This window comes from Amycolatopsis sp. (genome assembly GCF_035546795.1).
GTDB lineage: Bacteria > Actinomycetota > Actinomycetes > Mycobacteriales > Pseudonocardiaceae > Amycolatopsis_E.
Window position 1 is genome coordinate 135,690 of sequence record NZ_DASZWC010000012.1, and the last position, 26,771, is coordinate 162,460.

At 70.2% G+C, this 26,771-nt stretch carries 29 protein-coding genes; 9 read left to right on the forward strand and 20 right to left on the reverse strand.

Annotated features, from left to right (window positions below; translation table 11 throughout):
* Nucleotides 1-10: 10 nt before the first annotated feature.
* Both VHD82_RS09400 and VHD82_RS09405 read right to left on the reverse strand, forming a co-directional pair.
* Nucleotides 11-535, reverse strand: coding sequence for a DUF6069 family protein (locus VHD82_RS09400; RefSeq protein ID WP_325699674.1), 525 nt, complete (start codon nt 533-535; stop codon nt 11-13).
* A gap of 45 nt (nt 536-580) precedes the next feature.
* Complete coding sequence (locus VHD82_RS09405) at nt 581-2,131, reverse strand: helix-turn-helix domain-containing protein (RefSeq protein WP_325699678.1); 1,551 nt, start codon at nt 2,129-2,131, stop codon at nt 581-583.
* A gap of 89 nt (nt 2,132-2,220) precedes the next feature.
* Here VHD82_RS09405 and pruA point away from each other — a divergent pair, with 89 nt between their 5' ends.
* Both pruA and VHD82_RS09415 read left to right on the forward strand, forming a co-directional pair.
* Nucleotides 2,221-3,849: an L-glutamate gamma-semialdehyde dehydrogenase gene (gene pruA / locus VHD82_RS09410; protein ID WP_325699681.1), complete on the forward strand. Its 1,629-nt coding sequence runs from the start codon at nt 2,221-2,223 to the stop codon at nt 3,847-3,849.
* A 1-nt stretch (nt 3,850) separates the two neighbouring features.
* The gene (locus VHD82_RS09415; protein WP_325699684.1) at nt 3,851-4,771 is read left to right on the forward strand and encodes a proline dehydrogenase family protein; all 921 of its coding nucleotides are present in this window, start codon (nt 3,851-3,853) and stop codon (nt 4,769-4,771) included.
* Here the strand turns inward: VHD82_RS09415 and VHD82_RS09420 are convergent.
* Nucleotides 4,756-6,186: a bifunctional phosphatase PAP2/diacylglycerol kinase family protein gene (locus tag VHD82_RS09420; RefSeq protein ID WP_325699687.1), complete on the reverse strand. Its 1,431-nt coding sequence runs from the start codon at nt 6,184-6,186 to the stop codon at nt 4,756-4,758. The two genes, VHD82_RS09415 and VHD82_RS09420, sit on opposite strands and share 16 nt — an antisense overlap.
* Before the next feature lie 38 nt (nt 6,187-6,224).
* Here VHD82_RS09420 and VHD82_RS09425 point away from each other — a divergent pair, with 38 nt between their 5' ends.
* From VHD82_RS09425 to VHD82_RS09435, 3 genes are all read left to right on the forward strand, one after another.
* Nucleotides 6,225-6,455 (forward strand): KTSC domain-containing protein, encoded by a 231-nt coding sequence (locus VHD82_RS09425; protein WP_325699690.1) that lies wholly within the window; start codon nt 6,225-6,227, stop codon nt 6,453-6,455.
* 93 nt (nt 6,456-6,548) lie between these two features.
* Nucleotides 6,549-6,755: a hypothetical protein gene (locus VHD82_RS09430; protein ID WP_325699693.1), complete on the forward strand. Its 207-nt coding sequence runs from the start codon at nt 6,549-6,551 to the stop codon at nt 6,753-6,755.
* 126 nt (nt 6,756-6,881) lie between these two features.
* The gene (locus VHD82_RS09435) at nt 6,882-8,351 is read left to right on the forward strand and encodes a CoA transferase (protein ID WP_325699696.1); all 1,470 of its coding nucleotides are present in this window, start codon (nt 6,882-6,884) and stop codon (nt 8,349-8,351) included.
* A 1-nt stretch (nt 8,352) separates the two neighbouring features.
* On the opposite strand, the gene VHD82_RS09440 is transcribed toward VHD82_RS09435, so the two are convergent.
* The 5 genes from VHD82_RS09440 to VHD82_RS09460 all read right to left on the reverse strand — a co-directional run bounded on the left by VHD82_RS09440 (nt 8,353) and on the right by VHD82_RS09460 (nt 13,200).
* The gene (locus VHD82_RS09440) at nt 8,353-8,958 is read right to left on the reverse strand and encodes a GTP-binding protein (protein ID WP_325699699.1); all 606 of its coding nucleotides are present in this window, start codon (nt 8,956-8,958) and stop codon (nt 8,353-8,355) included.
* Nucleotides 8,939-9,292: a DUF742 domain-containing protein gene (locus tag VHD82_RS09445; protein WP_325699702.1), complete on the reverse strand. Its 354-nt coding sequence runs from the start codon at nt 9,290-9,292 to the stop codon at nt 8,939-8,941. Before VHD82_RS09445 ends, VHD82_RS09440 begins: the two co-directional genes overlap by 20 nt.
* Nucleotides 9,293-9,297: 5 nt before the next feature.
* Nucleotides 9,298-9,729, reverse strand: coding sequence for a roadblock/LC7 domain-containing protein (locus tag VHD82_RS09450; RefSeq protein ID WP_325699704.1), 432 nt, complete (start codon nt 9,727-9,729; stop codon nt 9,298-9,300).
* A 25-nt stretch (nt 9,730-9,754) separates the two neighbouring features.
* Complete coding sequence (locus tag VHD82_RS09455; RefSeq protein WP_325699706.1) at nt 9,755-12,016, reverse strand: nitrate- and nitrite sensing domain-containing protein; 2,262 nt, start codon at nt 12,014-12,016, stop codon at nt 9,755-9,757.
* Nucleotides 12,017-12,294: 278 nt separating this feature from the next.
* Nucleotides 12,295-13,200, reverse strand: coding sequence for a LysR family transcriptional regulator (locus VHD82_RS09460; RefSeq protein ID WP_325699709.1), 906 nt, complete (start codon nt 13,198-13,200; stop codon nt 12,295-12,297).
* Between the two features lie 107 nt (nt 13,201-13,307).
* Between VHD82_RS09460 and VHD82_RS09465 the strand changes: the two genes are divergently transcribed.
* Nucleotides 13,308-14,171, forward strand: coding sequence for an aldo/keto reductase (locus VHD82_RS09465; protein WP_325699712.1), 864 nt, complete (start codon nt 13,308-13,310; stop codon nt 14,169-14,171).
* On the opposite strand, the gene VHD82_RS09470 is transcribed toward VHD82_RS09465, so the two are convergent.
* Together VHD82_RS09470 and VHD82_RS09475 are read right to left on the reverse strand one after the other, a co-directional pair.
* Nucleotides 14,155-14,457 carry a protealysin inhibitor emfourin gene (locus tag VHD82_RS09470; RefSeq protein WP_325699715.1) on the reverse strand — a complete coding sequence of 101 codons (303 nt, stop codon included), beginning with the start codon at nt 14,455-14,457 and terminating at the stop codon, nt 14,155-14,157. The genes VHD82_RS09465 and VHD82_RS09470 overlap by 17 nt on opposite strands.
* A gap of 8 nt (nt 14,458-14,465) precedes the next feature.
* Nucleotides 14,466-15,509: a M4 family metallopeptidase gene (locus VHD82_RS09475; protein ID WP_325699718.1), complete on the reverse strand. Its 1,044-nt coding sequence runs from the start codon at nt 15,507-15,509 to the stop codon at nt 14,466-14,468.
* 192 nt (nt 15,510-15,701) lie between these two features.
* Between VHD82_RS09475 and VHD82_RS09480 the strand changes: the two genes are divergently transcribed.
* Entirely contained in the window at nt 15,702-16,565 is an 864-nt protein-coding gene (locus VHD82_RS09480; RefSeq protein ID WP_325699721.1) for an SAM-dependent methyltransferase, read from the forward strand.
* A gap of 4 nt (nt 16,566-16,569) precedes the next feature.
* Here VHD82_RS09480 and VHD82_RS09485 read toward each other — a convergent pair whose 3' ends face one another.
* From VHD82_RS09485 to VHD82_RS09495, 3 genes are all read right to left on the reverse strand, one after another.
* Nucleotides 16,570-16,875 (reverse strand): hypothetical protein, encoded by a 306-nt coding sequence (locus VHD82_RS09485; protein ID WP_325699725.1) that lies wholly within the window; start codon nt 16,873-16,875, stop codon nt 16,570-16,572.
* Nucleotides 16,876-17,154: 279 nt separating this feature from the next.
* Entirely contained in the window at nt 17,155-17,520 is a 366-nt protein-coding gene (locus VHD82_RS09490) for a DUF427 domain-containing protein (protein WP_325699728.1), read from the reverse strand.
* Between the two features lie 70 nt (nt 17,521-17,590).
* Nucleotides 17,591-18,202, reverse strand: a complete 612-nt coding sequence (locus tag VHD82_RS09495) for an ANTAR domain-containing protein (protein WP_325699731.1) — start codon at nt 18,200-18,202, stop codon at nt 17,591-17,593.
* 241 nt (nt 18,203-18,443) lie between these two features.
* On the opposite strand from VHD82_RS09495, the gene VHD82_RS09500 reads away from it, so the two are divergent.
* The gene (locus tag VHD82_RS09500) at nt 18,444-18,815 is read left to right on the forward strand and encodes an anti-sigma factor antagonist (protein WP_325699734.1); all 372 of its coding nucleotides are present in this window, start codon (nt 18,444-18,446) and stop codon (nt 18,813-18,815) included.
* Nucleotides 18,816-18,918: 103 nt separating this feature from the next.
* Here the strand turns inward: VHD82_RS09500 and VHD82_RS09505 are convergent, their stop codons facing one another.
* Nucleotides 18,919-19,386: a hypothetical protein gene (locus tag VHD82_RS09505; protein ID WP_325699738.1), complete on the reverse strand. Its 468-nt coding sequence runs from the start codon at nt 19,384-19,386 to the stop codon at nt 18,919-18,921.
* 95 nt (nt 19,387-19,481) lie between these two features.
* Between VHD82_RS09505 and VHD82_RS09510 the strand changes: the two genes are divergently transcribed.
* The gene (locus VHD82_RS09510) at nt 19,482-20,237 is read left to right on the forward strand and encodes a TetR family transcriptional regulator (protein ID WP_325699741.1); all 756 of its coding nucleotides are present in this window, start codon (nt 19,482-19,484) and stop codon (nt 20,235-20,237) included.
* A gap of 15 nt (nt 20,238-20,252) precedes the next feature.
* Here the strand turns inward: VHD82_RS09510 and VHD82_RS09515 are convergent, their stop codons facing one another.
* The 6 genes from VHD82_RS09515 to VHD82_RS09540 all read right to left on the reverse strand — a co-directional run bounded on the left by VHD82_RS09515 (nt 20,253) and on the right by VHD82_RS09540 (nt 26,752).
* Nucleotides 20,253-20,741 carry a hypothetical protein gene (locus tag VHD82_RS09515; protein ID WP_325699744.1) on the reverse strand — a complete coding sequence of 163 codons (489 nt, stop codon included), beginning with the start codon at nt 20,739-20,741 and terminating at the stop codon, nt 20,253-20,255.
* Between the two features lie 295 nt (nt 20,742-21,036).
* Nucleotides 21,037-22,326, reverse strand: a complete 1,290-nt coding sequence (locus tag VHD82_RS09520; RefSeq protein ID WP_325699747.1) for an MFS transporter — start codon at nt 22,324-22,326, stop codon at nt 21,037-21,039.
* Nucleotides 22,327-22,489: 163 nt separating this feature from the next.
* Nucleotides 22,490-23,914 carry an MmgE/PrpD family protein gene (locus tag VHD82_RS09525; protein WP_325699750.1) on the reverse strand — a complete coding sequence of 475 codons (1,425 nt, stop codon included), beginning with the start codon at nt 23,912-23,914 and terminating at the stop codon, nt 22,490-22,492.
* A complete protein-coding gene (locus VHD82_RS09530) occupies nt 23,911-24,735 on the reverse strand; it encodes a cyclase family protein (protein ID WP_325699753.1) in 825 nt (274 codons plus the stop codon). The genes VHD82_RS09525 and VHD82_RS09530 overlap by 4 nt, the downstream gene beginning before the upstream one ends.
* The gene (locus VHD82_RS09535; RefSeq protein WP_325699756.1) at nt 24,732-25,565 is read right to left on the reverse strand and encodes a CoA ester lyase; all 834 of its coding nucleotides are present in this window, start codon (nt 25,563-25,565) and stop codon (nt 24,732-24,734) included. The genes VHD82_RS09530 and VHD82_RS09535 overlap by 4 nt, the downstream gene beginning before the upstream one ends.
* Nucleotides 25,562-26,752: a CoA transferase gene (locus tag VHD82_RS09540; RefSeq protein ID WP_325699758.1), complete on the reverse strand. Its 1,191-nt coding sequence runs from the start codon at nt 26,750-26,752 to the stop codon at nt 25,562-25,564. Before VHD82_RS09540 ends, VHD82_RS09535 begins: the two co-directional genes overlap by 4 nt.
* Between the last annotated feature and the right edge of the window lie 19 nt (nt 26,753-26,771).

Genomic DNA, 26,771 nt, shown 5'->3' on the forward strand with positions numbered 1-26,771 from the left:
TGTCAATGCGTCACGGGTAGTACGGGCCCTGGCCCTGATCCCACTGGCGGGTCGGCGCCCAGTCGTTGGCGGGTTGTTGTTGCCGCGTCGCCGCGGCGCGTTTGAGCGCGCTCTGCGCGACGCTGGTGATCAGCAGGGTGATCACCAGGCCGATGATGAGGTTGAGCAGCCCGGTCGCGATCTTGGTGTCCCATTTGACCGACAGGCTCAGCGGCAGCACCACGGCGATCAGCGTCAGCAGCACCATGATCCAGCCGAAGAACGTGGTGGGCCGCGGCGTGGCCAGCGCCAGCAGGTGCATCAGCCCGGTGGCCAGCAGCGCCACGATCGCGGAGCAGACCGCGTACGTGGCGGTGTTGGCGTTGCCCCACAGCCCGGACCCCTTCGGCGCGAGGATCGCCACGTCGGCCAGGCCGCGGGCGATCAGAATGCCGACGATGGCGACCAGCGCCGCCACGATCGCGGTGGCGGCACCGCCTGCCCACAGTCGCGCGGGGTCCGGCTTGAGTTGCCGGCTGTCCGTGTAGTCGCTCATCGGTGTCCCTCCCACGACAGACTTCCGACGTGGGCTACCCCGGGGTCAGTGCGGGCAAACCAGCAGCAGTTGAAGATGGCAGGCGAGCCGCTCGCGGGGGTCTTCGAGCGTCAGCCCCGACACGGCCGTCGCCCGGCGGACCCGGTGGCGCAACGTGTTCGGGTGCACGTGCAGTCCGGCCGCCGCGGCCCGGACGTCGCCGAGCGCGTCGAGGTACGCCAGCAGGGAGGGGACGAGCTCGGTGCCGTTCTCCTTGTCGTGCGCGACGAGAGCGCCGACCGCGGGATCGCGCAGGTCCGGGTTCGCCTCCAGTAGCGCGACGGTCTCGCCGAGCAGGACTTCCGCGCGCAGGTCGGCGATCGTGGCCATGGCGCGGCCGGGAGTGCGGGCCATCGCGGCCAGCACCCGGTCGGCCTCCGAGCGCGAGGCGACCACGTCAGCCAGCGTGCGCACCGGCGAGCCGATGCCCGCCTGCGCGCGCACCCCGGCCCGCCCGAGCACCTCGACAACGTGTTTGGCAAGCGTTTTCAGGGCCGGTTCTGCTTGCTGCTGCGGCACTTCCGGCAGCACGGCGTACACCCGTGAGCCGATCGTGCCGACCAACGCGCCCCGCCGGTAGGACGTGGCGTGCACGGACACGACGTTGCTGACTTCGAGGCGGTGCAGTTCGTGCTCGGAGCGGTCGTGCTCGATCTCGCGCGGCGCGACGGCCAGCACGATCGCGGGCGCCGCGGGGTCGAGGCCGAGCTGCCCGGCGACCAGATCGGCGCTGACCTTGCCTTCCAGCAGCCCGGACACCAGGTCGTCGGGCGAGCGCAGGGGAGAGCCGCGGCGGCGGAGCAGGTGCACGGCGGCCAGCCGGCCGGCGCCGAGCAGCGCGCGTTCCGCCTGCTCGGCGAACGGACGCTTGCCTTCCTGCACCCAGATCGCGCCGAGGTGCTGGGCGCCGGCCCGGATGCCGACCGCCAGCCGACGGCGGATGCCCAGTTCGGGCCGTTCCTCGACGAGCACCACGTCCTCGCTCGAACGCAGCCGTTGGAACACGCCCCATTCGCGCAGCAGCGCCAGGTACTGCTCGGGGCCTTCCCAGCCGAGGATGGACAACCGGCGCAGCTCGTCGATGTCGTCGTCGGAACGGGAGTACGCCAGCACCCGGTTGCCGGCGTCCTCGATGCTGACGCTGCCCCCGGTCAGCACAGCCACTGTCTGCGCGAGGGAGAACAGGTCGCCCTGTCCGGCGTCGGGCTCCACGGCGGCGCCGTCCACGACCTCGTGCACGAGGGTCTGCAGCTGGTCCCAGCGCACCTCGGGGCGCACTGTCACCAGCGCTATGCCCGCGTCCTCCGCGGCAGCGCGCAGCGCTTCGGGCTTGCCTTTGACCGCAACGGCCGAAGCGCCCGCCCGCGCCGCGACGCGCACGTAGCGCACTGCTTCGCGACCGCGCGCGCCGATGACGAGCACCAGTTCGTCAGGGCAGGCGGCGAGCTCGTCGTCCGGGTCGAGGATCGCGACCCCGCGCACGGGCACGTCGAGACTGCCCGCGCCGAGCGTCAGCAGCGGTTCTCCGACCGCGAGCAGCAGTTGTCGCAGGTTCATCGCACTTTGTCCAATCGAACAATGCTCTCGCCTCAAAGGTAGCCGATCGGCCAACCTCAAGACGGGTCCCGCTGCCTAACCTTCAGCACATGGACGCGATCACCCACCCGCCCGCGCCGCGCAACGAACCCGCGCGGGAGTACGCCCCGGGCAGCCCCGAACGCGCGAGCCTGACCGCGAAGCTCACCGAGCTGGCAGGCACCCGGTTCGAGCTGACGTCGACGATCGACGGTGCACAGCGGATGGCCGGTGGCGCGCCCATCGATGTCGTCCAGCCGCACAACCATGCGCACGTGCTCGGCGTCATGCACAACGCCACGCACGAAGACGCGAAGTCCGCTGTCGCCGCCGCGCTGCGCGTTGCGGAGTCGTGGCGCGCGCTGCCCTTCGACGAGCGCGCGGCCGTGCTGCTGCGCGCCGCTGACCTGCTGTCGGGACCGTGGCGGGACACGCTCAACGCCGCGACCATGCTCGGCCAGTCCAAGACAGCGGTGCAGGCGGAGATCGACTCGGCGTGCGAGCTCGCCGACTTCTGGCGGTTCAACGTGCACTTCGCGCGCCAGATCCACGAGCAGCAGCCGCAGAGCAGCCCCGGCGTGTGGAACCGGCTGGACTACCGCCCGCTGGAGGGTTTCGTCTATGCGGTGACGCCGTTCAACTTCACCGCCATCGCGGGCAATCTGCCGACCGCGCCCGCGCTGATGGGCAACACGGTGATCTGGAAGCCCTCGCCGACACAGGGCCTCGCCGCGCATCTGACCCTGCGGCTGCTCGAAGAAGCGGGGCTGCCGCCGGGCGTGATCAACCTGCTCACCGGCGACGGCCTCGCGGTGTCCGATGTCGTGCTCGCCGACCCGGCGCTGGCCGGGATCCACTTCACCGGATCGACGAAGACGTTCCAGCACCTGTGGTCCACGATCGGCGCGAACATCTCGCAGTACCGCGGCTATCCGCGGCTGGTGGGGGAGACCGGGGGCAAGGACTTCGTCGTCGCGCACGCGTCGGCGGATGTGGACGTGCTCCGCACGGCGCTGGTCCGCGGCGCGTTCGAGTATCAGGGGCAGAAGTGCTCGGCCGCGTCGCGGGCCTTCGTGCCGCGTTCGGTCTGGGCGCGGCTCAAGGACGATCTTCTGTCCGAAGTGGACTCACTCGCCATGGGTGACGTCACCGACTTCCGCAACTTCCTCGGCGCCGTGATCGACCGGCGCTCGTTCGACCGGCTCGACGGCGTGCTGCGGGCGGCGCACGCCGCGCCGGACCTGGACGTGCTCGTGGGCGGCACCGCCGACGCGTCGGAGGGCTTTTTCGTGCGCCCCACGGTGATCGCGAGCGAGGACCCGACGAACGACGTGTTCAGCACCGAGTACTTCGGCCCGATCCTCGCCGTGCACGTCTACGAGGACGCCGAGTACAACCGGGTGCTGCGCCAGGTCGACCAGGGCGCGGCCTACGGGCTCACGGGTTCCGTCATCGCCACCGACCGGGCGGCGGTCCAGCAGGCGAGCGCGACGCTTCGCTTCACCGCGGGCAATTTCTACGTCAACGACAAGCCGACCGGCGCCGTCGTCGGCCAGCAGCCCTTCGGCGGGGCACGCGCCTCGGGTACCAACGACAAGGCCGGCTCGATCTACAACCTGGTGCGCTGGGCCAGCCCCCGCACCATCAAGGAGACATTCGTGCCGGCGACGTCTTCCGGCTATCCGCACCAAGGAGAGTGACATGTTGCGTTCGGTGTTGATCTCCGCTTCCCGGTCGGCGCGCTGCAGGGCGCTGGCCGAGCGTGCGCCGGTGGTGCGTGCGGTGGTGAACCGGTTCGTCGCGGGCGCGGGGGTGGACGACGCGATCCGTGTCTGCCGCGAGCTGGCCGCGGACCGGCTGGTCTCGCTGGACCATCTCGGGGAGGACACGCTCGAACGCGAGCAGGCGACGGCGACCGTCGACGCGTATCGCACCGTGTTGCGGCGGCTGGACGACGAAGGTCTGGCCGCCCGCGCGGAGGTCTCGGTGAAACTCTCCGCGCTGGGCCGCGCCCTGCCGGTGGACGGGGAGAAGATCGCGCTGGAGAACACCCGGCTGATCTGCGCGGCGGCCGCGGCGGCGGGCACGAGGGTGACGGTGGACATGGAGGACCACACCACCACCGATTCCACGCTGGCGATCGTGCGCGCGTTGCGGGTCGATTTCCCGGACACCGGGACGGTGTTGCAGGCATACCTGAAGCGCACCGAGGCCGACTGCGCGGACTTTGCCGGCCCGGGTTCGCGGATCCGGCTGTGCAAGGGCGCCTACGACGAACCGGCTTCGGTCGCGTTCCGGAAGAAGTCCGAAGTGGCCGCTTCCTACGTCCGGTGCCTCAAGGTGCTGATGCGGGGCAAGGGGTATCCGATGGTCGCGACCCATGATCCGCGACTGATCGACATCGCGGGGGAGCTGGCCGGACGGATCGATTTCGAGTACCAGATGCTGTACGGGATCCGCCCGGACGTGCAGCAGCGACTCGCGGCGCAGGGCCGGAAGATGCGCGTGTATGTGCCCTACGGCACCGAGTGGTATCCGTATTTCGTGCGGCGGCTGGCCGAGCGGCCGGCGAACGTCGCGTTCTTCCTGCGCGCGCTCGCCGGTGCTCAACCCGTGCGGTAGATCGTGAGGGCCCTCGGCTGCTTGGCGATGGTCGTCTTCGGGTCGACGCGGGTGAACTCACCGTCCAGGGTCAGGTGCAGGGAACCGTTGGGGGAGTGGATATCCAGCTTCGTGGCAGTGGCGCCCTCGTAGGGCGTGGCCCAGCGCAGGGTGCCGGTCAGCACGGACAACAGCACCCGGGTGCGGGCGTAGGGGCGTGCCGCGTCGACGATCCGGATGTCGAGCAACCCGTCGTCCAGTTCGGGCCTGCTGGTGGGGGCGAACCCGGTCGGCAGGTAGCGGCCGTTGCCGGCGAACAGCATCCAGACGCGGCGGTTCTTCCCGTCCACCACCAGATCCTGGGGTTGCGCGCGGCGCAGCACGTGCACCAGGCCGACCAGCATGGCGGGCCACTTGCCGAGCCTGCGTTCCCACCTTTCGCGGTAGCGCACCAAATCGGTGTACAGCCCGGTGCTGCAGGTGTTCACGAACACCTCGCCGCCGGCCGTGCCGAGGTCCACTTCGATGGCGGTGCCTTCCTGCAGCGCGCTCACCGCCTGGTCGGCGTTGTCCACGCCGAGGTCGCGGGCGAAGTGGTTCAGCGTGCCCGCCGGGATCACCAGCAGCGGAACCCGGTGGCGTGCGGCGGTTTTCGCGCCGAGGTTGATCGTGCCGTCACCGCCCGCGACACCGAGGACCCGGGCCCGGATCGCGGCTTCGGCGAAGACCGCTGGCAGGTCGTCGCCTTCTTTGGGTTCGATCACTTCGGCGTCGGGTAAGCGCTTTCGCAACGCGTTGAGCACTTCACCGTCCGCGCTGCCCGCCGAGTTGTTGACGATGATCACCACGCCTTCGCCGGTCTGCGAGGCGACCGCCTGTACCTGCTTCGCCTGCGCGGGGCCGGGTGTGCTGCGCGGCCACCACCACAACGTCAGCACGCCGGCGCCCAGGCCGAGCGCGATGCCCGCGAGCACGTCGGAGGGGTAGTGCACGCCCGTGACGACGCGGGAGGCGGCGACCCCGCCGGCCAGCACACCGACCGGCGCGGCGAGCAGCGGCCACTCCAGCGCGACACCGGCGGCGAACGCGGCGGCCGACGCGGAATGGCCGGAGGGGAACGAGGTGGTGATCGGCGCGCGGGCCAGCCGTCGGGCGACCGGGGTCAGCTCGACAGGCGGGCGGGGCCTGCGGACGGCGCGCTTGCTCACCACGTTCGCGGCGATGCTGGCCACACCGATGGACACCATGCCGCGCAACGCGGCCCGCCGCGCGCGGCGATTGCCGGTTGCCGCGAGCGCCGCGCTGAGGCCCCACCAGAGGCGGGAGTAGTTGGCCGCGCGGCCGAGGGGCGGCAGGGCGTTGGTAACGGGGTTGGCGCCGCTGCCCGCGACGTGTCGCAGGATCCAGCGGTCCGCCGCGGGGAGTCTTCGCCACATGGTAGTTCAGCGTACGGAAGAGCTGCGACACTCGTGTGGTGACGAAGCGGCGCGGACGCCGCCCGGTCTCGTCTTCGGTGATCCGGGCGGTCGGCTATGACCCTGACCGGCGAGTGCTGGAAGTGGAGTTCCACAGCGGGAACCTGTACGCCTACGACGGGGTGGCGCCGGAGGTGTTCGAGCAGTTCCTGCGCGCCCCGTCGCTGGGCCGCTACTTCAACCGGTGGATCGCCGACCGGTATCCGTTCGCCCGGTTGGACCAGTCCTGAACAACATAGGTGTCCGCATCCGGCAGCTCATCCGGTCCGGCAAGCTGCCCCCGGCGCGGAACTCCCGCCCGAACAGCAGCTGGGCGTGTCCCGGTGCGCGAGGCGACGTTGGACATGGAGCTGCTCAGCCGGCACGATGCGGCGTTCCATCACTCCGTCATCGAGGCGGCCGGGAACGAGGATCTCCAGCCGCGCCCTGCGCGCGCGGACCTGGCGCGGGCCGCGGCGCTGATGCACGTGTGCACCACGGCACGCCGGCTGCGCCGGGTGCACGAAACCGGCGCCGAGGGACGGGCATGAAACGCGCGCCGGGTTCCTGGTGTCCACAAAGGCCGGATGCCCGCCGCGGCCGGGCCGGGACAGGTTCACGCAGCCGGGTTTGCCGGCAGGCGCGCGCGAAAGCCGTTCGTGGCGCAGAATCTTTCAGTGAGCACCGGAACGCAGGGCTGGCAGCCGGAACCGGGCGGCCCGCTGGCCGGGCTGCGGGTGGCGGTCTGCGGTTCGGGCGCCACGGTGTGGCACGCCGGCCGGTTGCTCGCGTCGCTGGGGGCCTCGGTGCGCGCCGAGCCCGGTTCCTGGCAGCAGGCCGACGGGGTCATCGACGCGATCGGGGTGGTGGCCGCCTCCTGGGGCGGGCCCGCGGTGCGCACAGTGGACACCACCGCGATCGGGGACTGGGCCTCATCTGGCGCGATGGCGCTGACCGGTCGCCGTGACGGGCCCGCGCTGCGGTCGCCGGGGCAGCCGGCCAGCGCCGCGTGGGGAGCGTTGCTCGCCATCGAACTGCTCGGCCGGATCGGTGGCCGCGCGGCGATCCTGCCCGGGCCGCGGGTGCTCGGCGAACGCGCCGCCATCGCCGGGCGCGGCCGCAACGCGCCCGCGTCGGTCAGTGGTGCTTTCCGGCTGCTGCGGGCATCGGACGGCTGGGTGGGCGTGAACCTCGTCCGGTCCGCGGAGCTGTTGTCCTTGTGGCTGGGCGAATCGGTGCCCTTGGACGACCCGTGGCCCACCGTCGCCGCCGCGGTCGCGTTGCGCGACGCGGCCAAGCTGGTCCACGAGGCCCGCCGGATCGGCCTGCCGGCCGTTCTGCCCACAAAGGACGACGAGCAGCTGGCGGCACGGGATCAGCAGGATGGGGTCTGGCCCTTCGTGCTCAACGGCAAGGTCCGTCGCGCCCGGCCCGGGGCAGGTCCGACGCACGGGGAGCGCAGGCGATGGCGATTTCCGGACACCTTGGTCGTCGATCTGACTTCGCTGTGGGCAGGGCCGTTGTGCGGGCACCTGCTGAGCGCGCTCGGCGCCCGCGTGGTGAAGGTCGAGGACCGCCGGGTGCCCGACCCGGCGCGCTCCGGGCCGCGCGAGTTCTACGATCTGCTGCACTGGGGCCAGGAATCCGTGGCGCTCGACTTCGCGGCTCCAGACGGTCGCGCGGCGCTGGAAAGGCTCGTCGACGCGGCCGACGTGGTGATCGCGAACGACCCGCCGGTGCGAGCCGAACAAGTGCTGACCCGCGCGGCCGGCAAATGCTGGTTGAGCATCACCGCCTTCGGCCGCACCGGACCGTGGGCGAGGCATCCCGGCTTCGGTGACGACGCCGCGGTGGCCGGCGGGCTCCTCGCGTTCGACACCGAAACCTGGACGGCGGTGCCCTGCGGGGACGCCATCGCGGCCCCGCTCACCGGTGTCAACGCCGCGCTCGCGGCCGTCGCGTGCCGGCTCGGGGGCGGCACCTGGCTGGTGGACCTGGCGTTGCGGGAACAGGCGGCGGCCACGCTGGCCGGTTCGCTCGGACCCGGCCCGATGCCCGCGGTCGCGTCTCCGGTGGCCCGCCGCCCACCGGGGACGGCGGCGCCGCTCGGCGCGGACACCGGCGCCGTGTTGTCGGAATTCGGCTGAGTCAGCCGACTCCGGGCCGGTATCCCGCCCACTCCCGGTCGCCGACTTTCAGCAAGTACTCCAGCAGCGCGGAAAGGACGTGCTTGCCCGGCTCGCGCCGCCGCGCGTCGCACAGCACGACCGGAATCCCGCCGTCCAGATCGAGCGCTTCGCGGACTTCGTCGGCGTGGTACACCGGCGCGTGGTCGAAGCAGTTCACGCCGACGACGAAGGGCAGCCGGCGGCGTTCGAAGAAGTCCACGGCGGCGAAACTGGTGTCGAGGCGGCGCGGGTCTGCGAGAACGACCGCGCCGAGCGAGCCGCGGGCCAGTTCGTCCCACATGAACCAGAACCGCTGCTGCCCCGGGGTGCCGAACAGATACAACACCAGTTCCGGGCTGATCGTGATGCGGCCGAAGTCGATCGCGACCGTGGTGGTGGTCTTGTCCTCCAGCCCGGACAGGTCGTCCACCGCCGAACCGGCGTCGGTCAGCAGCTCCTCGGTGCGCAGCGGGCGGATTTCACTGACCGCGCCCACCAGTGTGGTCTTCCCGACGCCGAAGCCGCCCGCGATGAGTATCTTCACCGTCGCGGCCAGTGCCGGTCGCTCAGAGCCTTCGGATGCCATCAAGGACCGCCTGAAGTAGTTGCCTGCTGGGGGTTGTCGTGGCCGGCGGGGACCGGTGGATCAGGTGGCCGCGGTCGATGAGGTCGCTCAGCAGCACCTTCACCACCATCAACGGCAGGTTCAGCAGCGCCGAGACCTCCGCGACCGAACAGGGCCGGCGGCACAGCCGCAGAATCTCGGACTGCTCCGGGCTGACCGTCTCGCGGATCTCGTCGGTCGCCGTCACCACCAGCGTGATCAGCTCCAGGTCGTCGCGCGCGGGACGGCTGCGCCCGCCGGTCAGCAGATACGGGCGGACCAGCGGAGCGGAGTCGGGGTTTTCCCAGCCGTCCATTGGTTTCACCGCAGGTCATGGGGCCTGCCACCTGGGGCCGCGACGGGGCGCGATGGCGCGGACATCGTCGTCCCGACCCGTTTGACCAGCCGGTTCATCTCGTAGGCGACCAGCCCGAGGTCCGAGTCGCGCTCGGCGAGCGCGGCCAGGCACGAGCCGTGGCCGGCGGCCAGCACGAAGAGGAACGCGTTGTCCATCTCCACCATCGTCTGCCGCACGCCACCGCCGCTGAAATGCCTTGCGGCGCCACGGGAAAGGCTCTGGAAGGCCGACGCCATCGCGGCGAGATGCTCACCGTCCTCTTCGGACAGACCGCCCGAGCGGCCCATCAGCAGCCCGTCGGCGGAGAGCAGCACCGTGCGGTCGATCGCGACCACCCGCTCGACGAAATCGTCGAGCAGCCAGTTCAGGTCCGTGTTGCGGGTCGTCTGTTCCATCGGGTCCTCGTCTCCGCGGCGCGGTTCAGCCGTGCCGGATCTCGTCGTCGGCACGGCCGCGGGTGGTGCCGTCCTGTAACGCGGCCATCAGGTCTCTCGCCTCGGCCGCGGTCGCTTCGTTGTCGGTGTCGGCTTCCGGTTCGGGCGGGTCGTGCAGCTGGTGCGCCAGGTTCGCCTGGCGACGCCGTTTCGGCAGCGGTGGCCTGCTCTCCGACGGCGCCGGCGCGGCCTCGGGCAGCATCGCCACGGCCGTCCGCGGCCCGGTGTCCTGGGTGGGACCGGGCTGCGCCGGCACCGGGGTGTCGAACCAGTCGGTGTGCCCGGTCTCCGCGGAGGCCAGCGATTTCGCCTGTGCCAGTGCGCTGTTCGGGATCATCACCACGGCGCGCGTGCCGCCGTAGGCGGATTCGAGCAGCGACACGCGGATGTCGTGCTGCGCGGCCAACCTGGCCACGACGAAGAACCCGATCCGCGAGTCGCCGGTCAGCGCCATCACCCCGAAGTCCGGCGGGTCCGCGAACATTTCGTTGAACCGGTCGCGGTCCTCGGCGGGCATCCCGAGGCCCTGGTCGTCGATCTCGACCACCGCGCCCCTGCCGACCGGGTTGCCGCGCACCTCGATGCGGGATTCGGGCGGGGAGAATGCGATCGCGTTGTCGACGAGTTCGGCGAGCAGGTGCATCAGGTCGGCCACCGCGCGGCCGGTCACGCGCAGCTGCGGGAGCCGGCCGAACGTGACCCGGTTGTACTGCTCGGTTTCCGCGACCGCGCCGCGCACGATGTCGAGCAGGTTCACCGCCGTATGCCACTGGCGGGTCAGCTGGGCGCCGCCGAGCACGATCAGGTTCTCCGCGTTGCGGCGTTCCCGGGTGCTGAGGTGGTCGAGCTGATAGAGCAGCTCCATCTGCTCCGGGTCGTCGGCCGCGCGTTCGGCCTTGTCCAGCACCTGCAGCTGCCGGTGCACGACCGCCTGGCTGCGCCGGGCGATGTTGAGGAACACCGTGTTCGTGCCCTCGCGCAACCGGGCCTCCTGCACGGCCGCGGCAACAGCGGCCTGTTGCGCCTTGCTGAACGCGTCGGCCACTTCGCCGATCTCGTCTCCGCCGTAGTCCAGCGCGGGCATTTCCCTGGACACGTCGACGTCTTCGCCGCGACGGATGCGCTCCACCACCTCGGGCAGCCGCTCGTCGGCTTCCAGCGTGTCCGCGCGCAGCGTTCGCAGGCGGCGCACCAGATCGTTGCCCATGCGCAGGGCCAGCAGCAGCACGATGACGGCCAGCAGCAGGCTCGCCGCGGCGATGACGATCGAGCGGCGCAGGGTGTCGTCGGCGGACTGTTTTTCGGCCGCGGCCGCCGCGCTGCCGAGATCGCCGAGCCCGAAGCTGCTGATCGTGCTCGACACCCGGGCCACGGCGTCCTGCCATTGCCGGATGGTGACCGGCACCGAAGGCACCACCCCCGGCGGTGGCGGGCGTGGGTCGTATCCCTGCCGTACCAGGGCATCCTCGACAGTGCCCAGCAGCGCCCAGTCCGGAGAGGACGTCAGCGCGTCGATTTTCTGTTGCTGGGCAAGGGGAAGCTGGGGGCGAAGGCCGGTCAGTTCGGCGCGGTAGGCGCGGGTCAGCGAGTCGAACGCGGCCACTTCGCCGCCGGTGAGCCCGCCGCTCTGGTAAGCCGCGAGCGCGAGCGAATTGCCGCGGTCGGCCCAGTCCGAGACGCGCATCAGGTCCGACGCCGACGAGCGCATCAGCGCCACGTCCTTGTCCGTCGAATCGCGGCCGATCGCGCCGGCGGCGACGATCATCGCGTCGGCGATCGTGTTGTACGTGTCGTAGACGGCCAGCCGCGGGGCCTGGCCGTTGTCGATCTGCTGGCGGATCCGCGGCAGCACCCCCATGGTCTGCACGAACCGGTCGATCGACTCGCGCGCCTCGGCCGGCATGGCGCCGGCGACCTCGGTCGAGATGGTGCTGAACGCGCCGAGCAGCTGGTTGAACCCGGCGCGGGCCTCCTCGAGCGCGGCCTTGTGCGCGTCGGACGGATCGGCGGCGTAGGCGATGCTCGCGCGCCGTTCCGCGGTCATCGCGGGCATGAACGGCACCGCCAGGCTGTAGCCGCGGGTCAGCAGCGCCGCGGTGTCGCGCTGGCGGACGGCGGCGGTGATCAGATAGGCGTTGATCCCGACCCCGGCCGCGAGCAGGACGAAACTCGGGATCAGCGCTATCGCCAATACCCTGGTCCGCAGGGGAATCCTGGATTTACGCCTGCCGGCGGGCGAAGATCCCATTTTCTTTGCCGATTTATCGAGCACTTCGTTGCCTTTCGACGAAAACGTTCGGTCGCGGCGTTCTCGTGCGATCGGGGAGCGGTGGAGCAGATGGCGTACAACAGATAGTCCACCGGGACGCCCACGTCCAGACCGTTCGGCTGTTTTCATCCGGCTACGTTGAGCGACCATTCTCCGGCCGTGTCCACGATGGATCATGATGCCCGCTTCGGACGCATGATCGAAATCGGATCACGGCAGGCGGTGATCGCCGATCCGCTCTCCTCCGCCGGAAGGGATCAATTGGTTCGCGCAGCGAAAGGCACCCGCGCACGCCCGCTTTTCGCTTCCGCGACCTCACGCAGGAACGCCGCCGCGGCCGCGCCGACCGGACGTGCGCTGACCCCGGCCGTCGCCCACGGCGGCAGTCCGCCGGCGAGCCCGACGAACGCCACCTGGTCGGTCTTCACCGAGAACGACTGCGGGACCAGCGCTATCCCGAGCCCGGACGCGACGAGGTCGAGCAGCGAATGCACGTCGGTGACCTCCAGCGCGACCCGGCGGTCCACCCCCGCGGCGGCCAGCACCTCGTCGGCCAGATCCCGCGAACCCCAGCCCGGCACGAAATCCACGAACCGTTCCCCGTCTGCCCGCGCCACGTCCAATCCGGCCTCCTCGGCGAAGGGGTGACCGAGCGGGCAGGCGAGCACGAGCGGCTCCTCCGCCAGCGGGGTGACGACGAGATCCGCGCAGCGATCCGGGCGCGCGACGAAGGCCAGATCCAGCTGGCCGCCGCGCACCTGCTCGATCAGTTCGCCGGAACCGCCGTGCCGCAGCTGGATGTCCAGCCCCGGATGCGCTGCCAGGAACCGGGCGAGCACCTTCGGCAGATCCACCACGTGCAGGCACTGCAACGAGCCGATCGCGAGACTGCCCCGCAAGAGCCCTTGCACCGCGGACACCGCTTCGCGCGCGGCGTTCGTCGCCGACAACGCCCGCCGCGCTTCGGCCAAAAACGCGCGCCCGGCCGCGGTCAGCTCGACCTGTCGCGTGTTTCGCAGGAACAGCGACGCGCCCAGCTCCCGCTCCAGCGACCGGATCGACGCGGACAACCCGGACTGCGCCACCCGCAAACGCTTGGCAGCCCTGGTGAAATGGCATTCCTCCGCGACCGTGACGAAGTATTCGAGCTGGCGAAGCTCCATGACTGATCACCCTGACTGCTCAACCCGATCAGAATCTTCTGTTGGACAGCTTAATCCCGCGGGCGCAGGGTGGAGGTGTCAGTACTGCTGCACCGGAGAGGACCACCATGCAGACTCGCCGAATCGGCGAAACCGAGGTCAGCGCGATCGGCCTCGGCGGGATGCCGATGTCGATCGAAGGCAGGCCCGGCGAGGCGCGTTCCGTCGCCACGATCCACGCCGCACTCGACGCGGGCATCACGCTGATCGACACAGCCGACGCGTACCACCGCGACGCGGGCGAAGTCGGTCACAACGAATCCCTCATCGCCCGCGCCGTCGCGAGCTACGGTGGCGACACGTCCGACGTGCTCATCGCGACCAAAGGCGGCCACCTGCGTCCCGGCGACGGCTCGTGGACCCTCGACGGCTCGCCCGAATACCTCAAGCAGGCCTGCGACGCGTCGCTCAAACGCCTTGGCGTGGATGCGATCGGGCTCTACCAGTTCCACCGCCCCGACCCGAAGGTCCCGTACGCCGAATCCGTCGGCGCGCTCAAGGATCTGCTCGACGCCGGGAAGATCCGCTACGCCGGGATTTCCAACGCCGACCCGGACCAGATCCGGCTCGCCGGCGAGATCCTCGGCGGGCGGCTGACCAGCGTGCAGAACCAGTTCTCGCCTGCTTTCCGGTCCAGTGAGCCGGAACTGCGGCTGTGCGCGGAACTGGGCATCGCGTTCCTGCCGTGGAGCCCGCTCGGCGGGATCGCCCGCGCCGGCGAACTCGGCAGCCGGTTCGCCCCGTTCGCCGAGATCGGCGAGGCGCACGGGGTCAGCCCGCAGCAGGTGTGCCTCGCGTGGCTGCTGGCGCAGGCGCCCGTGGTGCTCCCGATTCCCGGTTCGTCCCGGCCGGAGACGGTGCGCGATTCCGCCGCGGCGACGGAACTACGCCTTTCGGACGAGGAACTGGCGCGGCTCAACGAGGCCGGCTGATCGTTTCTTCCCGGCCCGGCACCGAATCCAGCCACGAAAGCAGCGCGCCGGTGCCCGGCGGCAACTCGCCGTCGCGCACCACCGCGCGATGCTCCCGTCCCTCGGATTCCACGGTGATCTCGTAGGTCTGCGCGTCGGGCCGCGGTTCGCCCGCGCCCGGGGAGGCGTCGAGAAGGCCCGCGTCGCGGACCTTCTCGCGCATCGTCTCGGCGTCCCCGGGCGCGAGCGAACCGCTATCGGCCACGGTGGTCACCACCAGGCCCGTGATCCCCCCGCCGCGTACCACCGAAACTTTCAGCGGACTCCTACCTCCGTCCAGGCGGACGAGACGATTTCCGCCTCCTTGTCACCGTACAACTCGCGGGCGCTGGTCACGGTGGCGTCGGCGGTGGCCTTGAAGTCCGAGTCTTCGCCCAGTTTCGTGCTCAGCGCGTGATACCAGACCTTCCCCGCGGTCTCCCACGAGAAGCCGCCCAGTCCGGTCGCCGCAAGGTAGAACGCCTTGTTCGGGATACCCGAGTTGATGTGCACGCCGCCGTTGTCCTCGCTGGTGTCGGCGTAGTCCTTCATATGCGCCGGCTGGTTGTCCAAGTCGTACGCGGTGCCCGGAGCCTTCATCGACCGCAGCGCCGCACCGTGCAGGGCACTGCCCAGCACGCCGGCGCCGATCAGCCAGTCTGCTTCGTTCGCGGCCTGGTGTGCCACGTACTGCTTGCACATCGAGCCGAACGCGTCGGCCATGTGCTCGTTGAGCGCGCCGGACTGGCCGCGATAACGCAGGCCGGCGGTGAACTGCACGACCCCGTGCGTGATCTCGTGCGCCACCACCGCGATGTCCTTGGTCAGCGAACCCTTCGCCAGTACCCGGCCGCTGCCGTCGCCGTAGACCATCTGCAGCCCGTTCCAGAACGCGTTGTCGAAGTCCGTTCCGAAGTGGACGGACGAGATCAGCTCCATCTCTTTCCCGTCAACACTTTCCCGGCCGAAGACCTCCCGGTAGAAGTCGTGGGTGCGGTCGGCGCCGTCGTAGGCCTCGTTCACCGCCCCGTCGGGATCGGGGCCCCCGCCCTCCTTGCGCCTGAGCTCGCCCGACAGGTCGCTTTCGGTGCCGTGCCCGACGTCATAGACCGATTTGCGTTCCCCGCTGTCCGGGGTCAGTCCCGCCAGCGCCGCGGAGCCCACCCCCAGTTGCTGCACCGCCTGGGTGAACGTGGTGCGCTGGGTGCGCAGGGACGCCGAGGCCGCGATCGTGCGCAGCGCGGTCTCGCGCAGTTCGGGGTCGTCGCGTCGCGCCAGTTCGGCGAGCACGGACTCCGGCAGAATGAAACAGGGCGTCATCTGAGTGTCTCCGTTCTTCCCGAAGGCCGGCGTGGCGCGGAGAACCCCTGTCCGACGGGGAAGAACGCGCTCCTTGGCTGTTCCCTCGTGGAGCGCCCAGTATGCCGTCGGTGCCCCTGGCCGGTTTAGGGCCGAAGGGCCCCGATGCGGAGTGACCCCGCTGCTATGATCTCCGACGGCTGGAGGAGAACTGTGTGCGAACGGGGACCCGATCCCTTTCCGCCCGAGGGCGTCGATCTCGAACACCCCAGCGTGGCCAGGGTGTACGACTATCTGCTCGGCGGTTCGGCCAACTGGGCCATCGATCGCGCTTTCGGGGAAAAGGTGACCGCCGGCTTCCCGGTGCTGAAATCGGTCGCGATGGCGAACCGGCTGTTCCTGCACCGCGCCGTGCGCCATCTGGTCCGGCTGGGTGTGCGGCAGTTCATCGACGTCGGCTCGGGCATCCCGACGATGGGCAACACGCACCAGATCGCCGACGCGGTCGCGGCCGACTCCCGTGTCGTCTACATCGACAACGAACCGGTCGCGGTCGCGCATTCGCGTTACCTGCTGGACAACCACGGCGACCCGGGGCGGCACGCGGTGATCCGCGGCGACATGCGTGACCCGGAGGGCCTGTGGGAGCAGGTCGCCGAGACCGGAGTGATCGACTTCGAGCAGCCGGTCGCGCTGCTGCTGGTGGCGGTGCTGCATATCCAGCAACCGGGGCACGACGGCACGGACATCGGCCCGCGGGCCGTTGCCCAGTACCGGGAACTGCTGCGATCCGGTTCGTATCTGGTGGTCTCGCAGGTCACCGACGAGGGCGTGCCGCCGGAGCTGGACCAGAAACTGGTCGAGCTGAAAGCGATGTACGACAAGTCGACGAGCCCGGTCGTGTGGCGGTCGCAGGGAGAGATCCGCGCGCTGCTGGGGGATTTCGAGCTGGTCGAGCCCGGCATGACGTGGACCCCGTTGTGGCATCCGGAGGAGAGCGGCCCGGACGCGCCGGTCATCACGTTCGCGAAGCCGGAGGAGTCGGTGATCTGGGTGGGCGTCGGCCGGAAACCGTAGGCCCTCAGGCGCACCACAGATCGCCGGAAACGTTTCCGCCGGGGCGCAGCCCGATTTCACCGGCGTAGCACGGGGGACAGATCAGCGCGCGTTGCACGATCGCCACGATCGCCGATTCGCACTGCTCGCGGCAGCGCGGGCAGGCGAACACGATCAGCTCCGCGAGGCTGTACAGGTGCAACCTTTGCGCCGGCCGGTAAACGGTGAGCACTTCCACCGCCCGGCCCGCGCAGACGATCCGCGGCCGGCTGCCCGCCAGAAAGCGGGCAGGCCACGCCGGTAACGTTCGCCGATCCCGTTGCACATCCATGTTTCCCCACCCCGCTGGGGCCGCCGCCGTGCAAGCCGGTCCGTTCCCGCTCCTCCAGCAGCCGAGCTGTCCCCCCGGGAAGCGGGAAATGCCCGGCCCGGCACGGCGACGACCCATTCCCTGCTTACCAGGAATTCGGGGAATCCGGGATCAGGAAAAAATCGCGGCGCAATCACGTAACGGGATTATCCGCCAGGTCGGCGTGCGATTTCCGGTGAGGGGGCCAGGTTTCCGGCCGCCACGGTCTAGCCCACATGGGTGTCGCCTGATCGGCTGGACTCAGTCCTCCGTGATCTCGACGCGGTCGGGGTAGAAGGCCACATGCGCTGCGATTTCCCGGACCGCGGGATAGGGCGACTCGTACGTCCAGACGGCGTCGGTCCCCCCGTCCGCACCGACGAGGCTGTAGTAGGAAGCTTCGCCTTTGTAAGGGCAGTAGGTGCTGCTGCTCGTTTTCTCCAGCGCGCCTGGTTCGACGTCGGCGAGCGGAATGTAATAAACCCCCGGATAACCGGCTTCGTGCAGCATCAGCGCCGCTTTCGTGTCGGCGACCAGTTTGCCGCCCGCGTGCACCCGCACCCGCGCCGCGTTCTTCTCGATGGTGATCGGGTGATCCGGACCCGGCACCTTCATCTCTTTGGTCATGGCCACACTCCTCGCGTATCGCCTTGCCTACGCCGGGACCAACCACACCGGCGCCCGCCCTATTCCGGAGTCAGCCGGGGCGCAGCGAAGGCAGAAGTTGGTGCGCGATTTCCCGAAGTTTCACGTTGCGCGCCTGGGATTGTTCGACCAGACGGAGGAACGCGTCATCCGCCGTACAACCGTGCGCGGCCATCAGTGCGCCCTTCGCCTGCTCGATCCGCGCGCGCGAAATCAGGGCGAACTCCAGCCGTTCGACGTGCCGGCTGGTGCGCTGCCACCGGTGCGCGTTGCTGATCGCCGCCGAAGCCGCGGCGGTGAACACCTTCATCAGGCCCTCGTCGAAGGACGTGAACTCGGGCCAGTCGTCCGGCTCCGCACCGAGCACCGATAACACCGGCTGCCTGCCGCGTGCCGCGTCGAGGCCCGGGCCGCGGAACGCCGTCCGCTGTTCCTCGTCGATCGCGAGAATTCCGGCATCGGCGAGGGCCGCGGTGCGCAGGCCCCCCAGCTCCAGCAGACTGATGCTCACCGCGTCGGCGTCGGGGACTACTTTCACCGCGCTGTCGGCGACCCGCTGCAGACTCTCGTCCAACGGTTCGACCGCGGCCGCCTCTTCGCGCGGAGCGTGCAAGGCCGGTGCCGCGTCATCGAACTGCTCCAGCCGCTCCGCGCCGGTGTCCATGTATCAGAATTACTCGACTCCGCAGCGAAGGTTCAGCGCTCGCTACGGACTGGACAGCCCCGGTGAGGGCGTGATACCAACAGAGGGCGGGCGAGACAGCCCAGTCTCTCCCGCGCCCGGTTGACCACACAGCCGTATGCACCGCCGCTACGAACATCAGGTAGTTAGCGGGGGCCTCGGACTGATCCGGAAAACTGATTGGCCGTTCTCTCCCCTAGCTGCTCCGCAAGGAGGCAGCATCATGAGCGTCAGCGCGCTCCCGGACCCGCAGCTGAGCTGGTCCGAACACCGGCCCGGCCGCGACATCACGGTCCTCGCTATCGAAGGTGAACTCGATCTCGCCACCGCTCCGCAGGCGGAGGCACTGCTCTTGCCGAGGCTGACCGGCACCGGGCCGCTCGTACTCGACCTGTCGGGTCTGACATTTCTCGGTGCCGCCGGGCTGAACCTGCTGCTGCGAGCCCGGTTGCTGGCGACCCGCCAGGGCATCGAGCTTCGTCTGGTCGCCAGGTCGCGGGCCGTGCTCCGGGTGCTCGAGCTGGCGCGGGAGGCCGGCTGGCCGCCCGTCGTCGCGTACCCGGAGGTGGCCGACGCGCTCGCGGACGCCGCCTGAACCGTCCTAAGTGGACGCTCAGGCGTGCTGCGCCCAGCAGGCTGCACGTGGACCACTTCCCGCCCGGCCGTTCGGGGACCCGGCCGGGCGGGAAGTGAAGTACTTACAGGGCGCCGACCGGGAGCCGTCCGGGCGAAACGGCGTGGATGCTGGCCAGTACCGCGGTGAGGCTGGGCAGCCAGCGCTGGCTGGTGTTCGGCGGGATGACCCAGCGCGCGATCTCGTCGGGGCGCTGCTCGGTGGGCAGCGGGATCGCCGTGCCGGCGGTGAGCACGCGCACGCCCGGAGGCAGCTCGGCGTCGACCGGGGCGAGGACGTCGGCGTCGACCAGCATGATCACGACCATGCCGTGCTTGGTGGGCACGTTCAGGGTGGGGCCGGCACACCCTTGGCGCGCCACGCTTTCCAGCACTCGCTCGGACAGCGCCTTGGGAATCGCGACCGCCCCGATACCGGAGCCGGTGACCAGCCGCAGCCCGCCGTCGTGCCAGTGCACGGGCCAGCCGAAGGACCCGCGGTAATCGACGCGTGATGGGGGCTGCTGTGGCACCACGTGCTGTTCGACGCGCATGAGCGGGGTCCCTTCGGGCGGTACACCGATGTCCGTACCTGAACACTCTAATGGCACGCAGTGCCTTTAGCAAGATGGCCTGTTAGGTTCTTCCCATGTCCGAAGAGCCCCAGCGTTCGCCGAGGCCGCGTGCGGGCCGGACCACCGCCGGCCGCCGCAGGCTGCGTCATTCGCTCACCGTCGCCGCGATCGATCTGTTCCTCGGCCAGGGGTACGACGCCACCACGGTGGACGAGATCGCGTCGGCCGCGGGGGTCGGCAGGCGTACCTTCTTCCGGTACTTCCGGTCGAAGGAGGATTCGATCTTCCCGAACCACGAGGAGGTGCTGCGCGACATCGAGCAGCTGTTCGCCGCCGCCGACCCCGCGCAGAACCCGGTCGAGGTGGCGTGTGCCGGGGTCGGTCTGGTGCTCGATTTCTACCTCGCCGACCCCGACGTCTCGGTGAAGCGCTATGCACTGACCCGGACGGTTCCTTCCTTGCGTGACAAGGAAGTCGCGAGTGTCGACCGGTACCAGCGCGTGCTTGCGCGGTATCTGCGGGGGCGCTTCGAAGCGGACGGGGAACCGATGGCGGACCTGCGCGGCTCGGTCGCCGCGGCCGCGGTGGCGGCGGCGCACAACCACGTGCTCCGGCGGTGGCTGCGCAGTGGCGGCAAGGACAACGCGCACGCCCACGCGAAGGAAGCCTTCGCGCTCGTCGTGGACGCGTTCTCGCCGGAGGCCGGTGCGCCTGAGGCTGATGCGGTGGAGGAGAAATCCGAGGAGGACACGGTCATCGCGGTGATGCGCACGTCGGCCGGTCTGTCCGAGGTGGTCCGCCAGATCAGCGAGACCTTCCGCGCGAAGTAGTGGCACGCAGTGCCGCTAGGGTGTGAGCTGCCCGCGACGGTCACTTGACCGGCCATCGCGAGTCGAGGATCTCAGGCGACCTTCGACTGACGGCGTACCAACGGATGCAGGACCAGGATCACCGCGAGGCTGAGCACGCTCAGGTACAGCTGCGAGCGACGACGCGGAGGCGATGGCGAGGATGGCCGCGATCGAGATGGCGAAGGCCAGGAACGCCACGATGTCGTCGACACGCCGGCAGGTCATCGCCGCCGTGGCGATGCCGAGCGCGACGCGGGCGCTGCGGTGGCGCAGGGCCAGGTCCGCCCGGCGGGTGCCCATCGCCGGGCGCCGGATCGTGCGCAGCAGGATCAGCCACGCGACGGCCACCGCAGCCGCGGCGACGCCCGGTGAAACCCACGACCGATGTGTTGCCAGGAAAGCGAAAGCGCCCAGTTCGACGACGGCGCTGACGATCAACGTCCACAGCTGGGCGAAGTCGAGCAGGCCCAGGTATTCGAGCACCGCTTCGCGCCGGGCGCCCGCGACGGGCGTTGGGCGAACAGTTCGGCCAGCGGGCCGCCCAGCAGCACTGTGACGGCGACCTTGTCCGCCAGGTCCGAGCCCTGGAGCTCCTGGGGATGGCAGGCAGCAAGAAGAACAACGCCGGATACCACAGGCGCCGGTTCGGGTATTCGACGCCGACCGCGACTTCTCTCACCTGAGGGGTCCGCGAGGCCCCACTTGGCCAGGACCTTGCGCGGTCTTTTCGACCAGGGCGACTTCGAGTGTCGTCCCCAGACCCACGACGGACAAGGAGTTACCGGGTCGTCGTCGCCTCGACCCCGGCCGTGGTGCCCTTCCTGGCCGGCTCGCGGGTGCCGAACAGCATCAGCCCGGCCCCGATCAGCGCCAGCACCACCATGACCACGAACCCGCTGGCGAACGTGCCGGTGCTCTGCACGATGAAGCCCATGACCAGCGGCGCGACCACACCCGACAGCGCGAAGCACGCGTCCGCGAACCCGGCGGCGCTGCCCGGGTGGCTCGGTTCGGCGTCGATCGCGGCCACCCACCAGATCCCGCCGGTGACGAACCCGCAGCCGACGCCGATCGAGATGAACACGATCGCCGTCACCAGTCCCGGCGCCACCACGATCGGGATCAGGGCGGCGCCCGCCAGCAGCAGCGCGATGCCCATGATGGTGAACCGGCTGCGGATGCTGCCCGTACGCGCGTAGACCCGGTCGACCAGGATCCCGCCGATGATCGCGCCGACCACGCCCGCCGCCCACGGCGCGATGGTGAAGGCGCCGACCTGCTTGATGCTCAGATCGTACGAAGTGGACAGGTATTCCGGCAGCCAGTACATGAAGGCCCAGAAGATGAAGCCCCACGCGAAGTAGCCGACGCCGACGATCCACAGGTTGCGGTTGGTGAGGATCCGCCGCCAGTTCACTTTTTCCTGCCGCTCGGTGCTTTCCTCGGCCAGCTGCCCGGCTTCGATGTGCGCGCGCTCGGCCGCCGAAACCCGCGGCGCGGCCGCCGGGGTGTTGTACAGCAGGCCGACCGCGACCACTGCCCACACCACGCCGAGCACGGCCAGCACCCAGAACATGCCGCGCCAGCCCAGCCCCGCGATCAGCTGGGTGACGATCGGGCCGCCGATCAGCAGGCTGCCCGATACCGCGACACCGCCGACCAGCGCCAGCGCGAAACCGCGTTCCACGCTCGGCAGCCAGCGGCTGACGATCCTGGTGGCCGCCGGGAAACCGGGAGCCTCCCCGGCGCCCAGCACGATCCGGATGAGCAGCAGGCCGGTGAACCCGCCGCTGATCGGGGTGATCGCCGTGGCGATCGACCAGATCACCATGCCCACGAGCAGGATCCGGCGCGGGCCGTAGCGGTCGACGAGCGGGCCGGCCAGGAACGCGAACACCATGTACCCGATGGAGAACGCGGAACTGATGATGCCGTAGCCCGCGGAATCGATGCCGAACTCACTCGAAAGCGGTTTCACCGCATAGGAGATCGCGCTGCGGTCGATGTAGTTGATCACGACGAGGACGACGATCATCGCGACCGTGGCCCAGCGGAAATGTTGGCGCATGGTGGTTACCTCATTGTCCACCGACATTGTTCCGCTTGCCGGAACATTTCGGATTAGTGGTGCTGGAATTATGTGCGAGCACCTAGCCGAACACAATGGCTGTGCTCGGCTTTTCGTGCTAACTCCGGGAAAAATCAATGTTTCCCATAGTGCGACTGCGGTCTTATGTTCCGCTGACAGGAACGCTCGTCAGTACGTCGGCCACCGAACCGCCTTCGGGCAGCCGCCAGACGGCCTCGGCCAACCGTCCGGCCGCCTCCTCGGAGAGCGACCGGGTCGCGTTCAGGGTGAACTTCCTGGTCAGTTCCCCGGCCGACAACGGATTCGCCGGGCCGCCCCGGTTCTCCGAAACCCGTTCGCTGCGCGTCGATCCGTCGTCGAGCTCGACGGTGAGCACCGCCGGGAACTGCCGGGGGAAGATCCGCGTGCACTCGGCGTCTGCGATCACGTTCACCTTGTCCGCGATGGCCAGCCGCGCGGGATCCCGCACCGCGCTGTCGGTGAAGTCCTCGTGGAACACACCGAGCCCGCCACCGCCGAGCAGCGCCGCGGCCACTGTGTACGGCCCGCTGAACGCGCCGTGATAGCCCGACCTCGGCCGCCGTTTCTCCTCGATCGGCTCGCCGATCGTGCGCAGCACGGGTTCCGGGACGCCGAGCGTGATCGAAGTGATCCGCGCCGGGTCCACCCCGGACCGGCGCAGCCGGAGCGCCGCGTCCACGCCCGCATGCGTGAAGTGGTTGCAGGGATAGGGTTTGAAGAAGATCCCGGGGGTGTCCCACTGCTCGCCGAGGTCGCGGGTGACTCGCGTGATGTCGAACTGGTCGCCGCAGAACGCTTGCAGGAAGCCGAACCTGCCCTCCAGCACGGTGGGCGGCCCGGTCAGCCCATGTTGCGCCATCTCGGCCGCGACCACCCCGGCGTGCGCGGCCCAGCCGCAGTGCACGCGCTTGACGGTGCCGCCGGTGCGGTTCGCCTCGATCACACCGGCGCCCATGCTGCACGCGATGCCGATCGCGGAGGTCAGCCCGTCGGCGTCCAGGCCGAGCAGCATCCCGGCGGCCACCGCGGCGCCGACCGCGCCGCAGATCGCGGTGGCGTGCTGGCCACGGTCGAAGAACACCGAGTTCGCGTTCTCCTCGTCGTAGCCTGCCATGCCGAGCCGGCAGGTGACCTCGATCCCGACCGTCGCTGCGTCCAAAAAGGACGGACCGCTCGCGCCGGTCCGCTCGGCCACCGCGAGCGCGGCGGGGATCACGGCCGACGAAGGGTGCAGCACCGAAGGCAGGTGCGTGTCGTCGAAATCCAGGCTGTGCGCCAAGGTTCCGTTGACCAGCGCGGCAGACGGGGCGGGCAGCTTGCCGACGCCGAGCGCGGTGGCGGCGGGCACGCCGCCCCAGGCCGTCACCACGTTCGTGATCACCTCGGCCGGTTTCTCGCCCAGCGCGGCCAGGCTGTTGCCCAGCAGGTCGAGCACGCGCCCGGCGAGATCGGTGCGCAGGTTCGCGCGCAGCCCCTTCAGCCGGACCTGCTCGGCGAGCGTGCCGAGGCGCTGCGCCGGGGTGGCGGCGTTCATGGGGGTGCTCACGCGCCCACCACCGCGACCGGCCGGATCGGGGATCCGGTGCCGCCGACGATGCGCAGCGGCGCGACCACGAACAGGAACTCGGTCAGCCCTTCGGAGGCCGCGTCCTCCAGGTTCAGGTGCTCCATGATGTAAATCCCGTGCTCTACCAGCAAAACCCGGTGCACCGGCAGTTCCCGGTGGCCCGCGCCCGGCGGGATCCGCTCGTACGCCGTGGTGTCGGCGCCCGTGGCGACCACTCCGCGCGCGGCGAGCCAGCGGGCCGCTCCCTCGGTCATCCCGGGCACCCCGGCCACCTGGCCGAGGTACGTGGTCGCGTCGGAAAAGTGCCGCGCCCAGCCTGTGCGCACCACCGCGACATCACCGGCCTCGGGCTGCACCCCGGCGCGCTCGGCGGCGTCGACGAGGTCGGCTTCGGTCACGCCGTAACCGGGCTCCAGCACGTCCACGCCGCGGGTGCCGGCCACGTCCAGCAGCACCCCGCGGGTGACCAGCGGCGGGATCTTCTCGACCCCGTGCTCGGTGAACCCGCCGCCGCGCTGCGCGTCGTCGGCGTCCACCCCGCCGTGCAGTTTGCCGTCCTGGCTGACGTGCGAGAGCGAGTCGATGTGCGTGCCGACGTGCCCGCCGGTGATGATCACCTCGTTGCTCGCCGATCCGCCGTCCGGGCGCACCATGTCGCCGTGGCGGCGGGCCAGCGTCATCCGGAAGCCGGGGTGGTTGGGGGAGCAGGGCATTCCGGTGAACAGCGGCTGGCCGAGCTCGATCGTGCGCAGTCCTTTCGCGACGGTTTCGAGCAGGGCGCTGGTGACGGAGTCGGTCATACGTCGGTCCTTCCGGTTTCGAATTGCGTGGCGAGTTCGAGCACCCACCGGCTGCGTGCGACGACGGCCGGGTCGACGAACCGGCCGCGCTCGTCCAGCCACGCCGCGGATCCCTGCTCGTGCACGGAGTCCAGCAGCCGTTCGGCGTCGGCGATCTCGGTCTCGCTCGGGCTGAATATCTGGTTCACCGGCGCCACCTGCGCGGGGTGCACCACGGAGCGGCCGAAGAAGCCGCGATCGCGCGCTGTTCCGGTGTCGGCGATGAGCCCGTCGACGTCCGCGACGTCGGTCCACACGGCGTGTGGCGGGGAGGGGAGTCCGGCCGCGCGGTTCGCGTTCACCACCCGCTGCCGCGCCCATTCCAGGGCAGTGGTGTCGCGGACGCGGAGGTCGGCGAGCAGATCGGCTTCGCCGAGGGAGACGGACGCGATCAGCGAATGACGCGTGGCGAGGCGGAACGCGTTCTCCACCCCGAGCGCGGACTCGACCAGCAGGTGCAGCGGGGCTTCGAGGCGGTCGGCGAGCTTGGCCACGACCTCCGGATCGGCGCTTTTCGGCACCCGGAACCCGGCCGCCCCGCGTCCGCCCAGTTCGGCGACATCCTGGTCGCCCCAAGGGGTTTCCGGCGCGTTGATGCGCACCCAGAGCGGCTTCGGCCACGACGCGCCGACGGCCGCGACGGCGTTGTCACGTGCGATGTCCTTGTCCCGTGGCGCAACGGCGTCTTCCAGGTCGTACACGACGGCGTCCGCCGGGCCCGCCATCGCCTTGACGAGCAGTTCCGGCCGGTGCGCCGGCACGTAGAGCCAGCTGCGTGCCCGGCCGATCACGCCACGCCCTGCGCACGCAGTCCGGCCAGCTCCTGGGCGCCGATGCCTTGGCGGGCCAGGATTTCCGCGGTGTGCTCACCGAGTTTCGGCCCGGTGGTGCGGATCTCGGCGGGGGTGTCGCTGAGCCGGAACGGCACGTTCGGCATCTTGACCGGGCCGAGTTCGGGATCGTCGATCTGCAGGATGCTGCCCAGCGCGGCGAACTGCGGGTCGGTGACGATGTCGGCCGCGGTGTAGATCGGCGCGACGGCGGCCTCCGCCTTCTCGAACGCCGAGACCACCTCGTCCCGGTCGCGTGCGGCGATCCACGAGCCCACGGCCTCGTCCAGTTCGTCCGCGTGCTCCGCGCGGGTGTTGCCCGCGGCGAACCACGGTTCGTCGATGAGTTCCTCGCGGCCGACCATCCGCAGCACGCGCTCGGCGATGGACTGCGCGCTGGTGGACACCGCCACCCAGCTGCCGTCCGCGCAGCGGTAGGTGTTGCGCGGCGCGTTGTTGGTCGACCGGTTGCCGAGTCGTTGCGGGAGCACGCCGAGCTGGTCGTAAGCGGTGATCTGCGGGCCGAGCACGCTCAGCAGCGGTTCGATGATCGCCAGGTCCAGCACCTGGCCGCGGCCGGTGTTCTCCCTGGCGCGCAAGGCGGTCATGATGCCGAACGCGGTGGTCAGCGCGGCCACTCCATCGGCGAGCCCGAACGGCGGCAGCGTGGGCGGGCCGTCCGGTTCCCCGGTCATCGCGGCGAACCCGCTCATCGCCTCGGCGAGCGTGCCGAAGCCTGGCCGGGACGAGTACGGCCCGAACTGGCCGAACCCGGTGACGCGCGCGAGCACCAGCTTCGGGTTGGCCTCGGCGAGCACGTCGTAGCCGAGCCCCCAGCGTTCCAGCGTGCCGGGCCGGAAGTTCTCGATGATCACGTCGGCGTCGGCGGCCAGCTCGCGGAAGATCCGCTGCCCGTCGGGCGAACCGAGGTAGAGGGTGAGCGATTTCTTGTTGCGCCCCAGCATCTTCCACCACAGGCCGACGCCGTTCTTGCTGGCGCCGTGGGTGCGGGCCGGGTCGCCCCTGGGGTGCTCGACCTTGATCACCTCGGCGCCGTGGTCACCCAGCAGCGTGGCCGCCATCGGCCCGGCGAACAGGGTGGCCACGTCGAGCACCTTGATCCCGTCGAGGGCGCGCGGAGTCGTCATTGCGTTCCTTCCCTTGCAG

Bases quoted from the DNA above. Each gene is read 5' to 3' on its own strand.
- VHD82_RS09465 (WP_325699712.1), top strand. From the start codon at position 13,308: ATGCAGACTCGCCGAATCGGCGAAACCGAGGTCAGCGCGATCGGCCTC.
- VHD82_RS09420 (WP_325699687.1), bottom strand. From the start codon at position 6,186: ATGTGGCGAAGACTCCCCGCGGCGGACCGCTGGATCCTGCGACACGTC.
- VHD82_RS09520 (WP_325699747.1), bottom strand. From the start codon at position 22,326: ATGCGCCAACATTTCCGCTGGGCCACGGTCGCGATGATCGTCGTCCTC.
- VHD82_RS09475 (WP_325699718.1), bottom strand. From the start codon at position 15,509: ATGACGCCCTGTTTCATTCTGCCGGAGTCCGTGCTCGCCGAACTGGCG.
- VHD82_RS09400 (WP_325699674.1), bottom strand. From the start codon at position 535: ATGAGCGACTACACGGACAGCCGGCAACTCAAGCCGGACCCCGCGCGA.
- VHD82_RS09455 (WP_325699706.1), bottom strand. From the start codon at position 12,016: ATGGGATCTTCGCCCGCCGGCAGGCGTAAATCCAGGATTCCCCTGCGG.
- VHD82_RS09405 (WP_325699678.1), bottom strand. From the start codon at position 2,131: ATGAACCTGCGACAACTGCTGCTCGCGGTCGGAGAACCGCTGCTGACG.
- VHD82_RS09445 (WP_325699702.1), bottom strand. From the start codon at position 9,292: ATGGACGGCTGGGAAAACCCCGACTCCGCTCCGCTGGTCCGCCCGTAT.
- VHD82_RS09505 (WP_325699738.1), bottom strand. From the start codon at position 19,386: ATGCGCGTCGAACAGCACGTGGTGCCACAGCAGCCCCCATCACGCGTC.
- VHD82_RS09530 (WP_325699753.1), bottom strand. From the start codon at position 24,735: ATGACCGACTCCGTCACCAGCGCCCTGCTCGAAACCGTCGCGAAAGGA.
- VHD82_RS09440 (WP_325699699.1), bottom strand. From the start codon at position 8,958: ATGGCATCCGAAGGCTCTGAGCGACCGGCACTGGCCGCGACGGTGAAG.
- pruA (WP_325699681.1), top strand. From the start codon at position 2,221: ATGGACGCGATCACCCACCCGCCCGCGCCGCGCAACGAACCCGCGCGG.
- VHD82_RS09485 (WP_325699725.1), bottom strand. From the start codon at position 16,875: ATGGATGTGCAACGGGATCGGCGAACGTTACCGGCGTGGCCTGCCCGC.
- VHD82_RS09460 (WP_325699709.1), bottom strand. From the start codon at position 13,200: ATGGAGCTTCGCCAGCTCGAATACTTCGTCACGGTCGCGGAGGAATGC.
- VHD82_RS09540 (WP_325699758.1), bottom strand. From the start codon at position 26,752: ATGACGACTCCGCGCGCCCTCGACGGGATCAAGGTGCTCGACGTGGCC.
- VHD82_RS09500 (WP_325699734.1), top strand. From the start codon at position 18,444: ATGAGCGTCAGCGCGCTCCCGGACCCGCAGCTGAGCTGGTCCGAACAC.
- VHD82_RS09450 (WP_325699704.1), bottom strand. From the start codon at position 9,729: ATGGAACAGACGACCCGCAACACGGACCTGAACTGGCTGCTCGACGAT.
- VHD82_RS09495 (WP_325699731.1), bottom strand. From the start codon at position 18,202: ATGGACACCGGCGCGGAGCGGCTGGAGCAGTTCGATGACGCGGCACCG.
- VHD82_RS09510 (WP_325699741.1), top strand. From the start codon at position 19,482: ATGTCCGAAGAGCCCCAGCGTTCGCCGAGGCCGCGTGCGGGCCGGACC.
- VHD82_RS09490 (WP_325699728.1), bottom strand. From the start codon at position 17,520: ATGACCAAAGAGATGAAGGTGCCGGGTCCGGATCACCCGATCACCATC.
- VHD82_RS09415 (WP_325699684.1), top strand. From the start codon at position 3,851: ATGTTGCGTTCGGTGTTGATCTCCGCTTCCCGGTCGGCGCGCTGCAGG.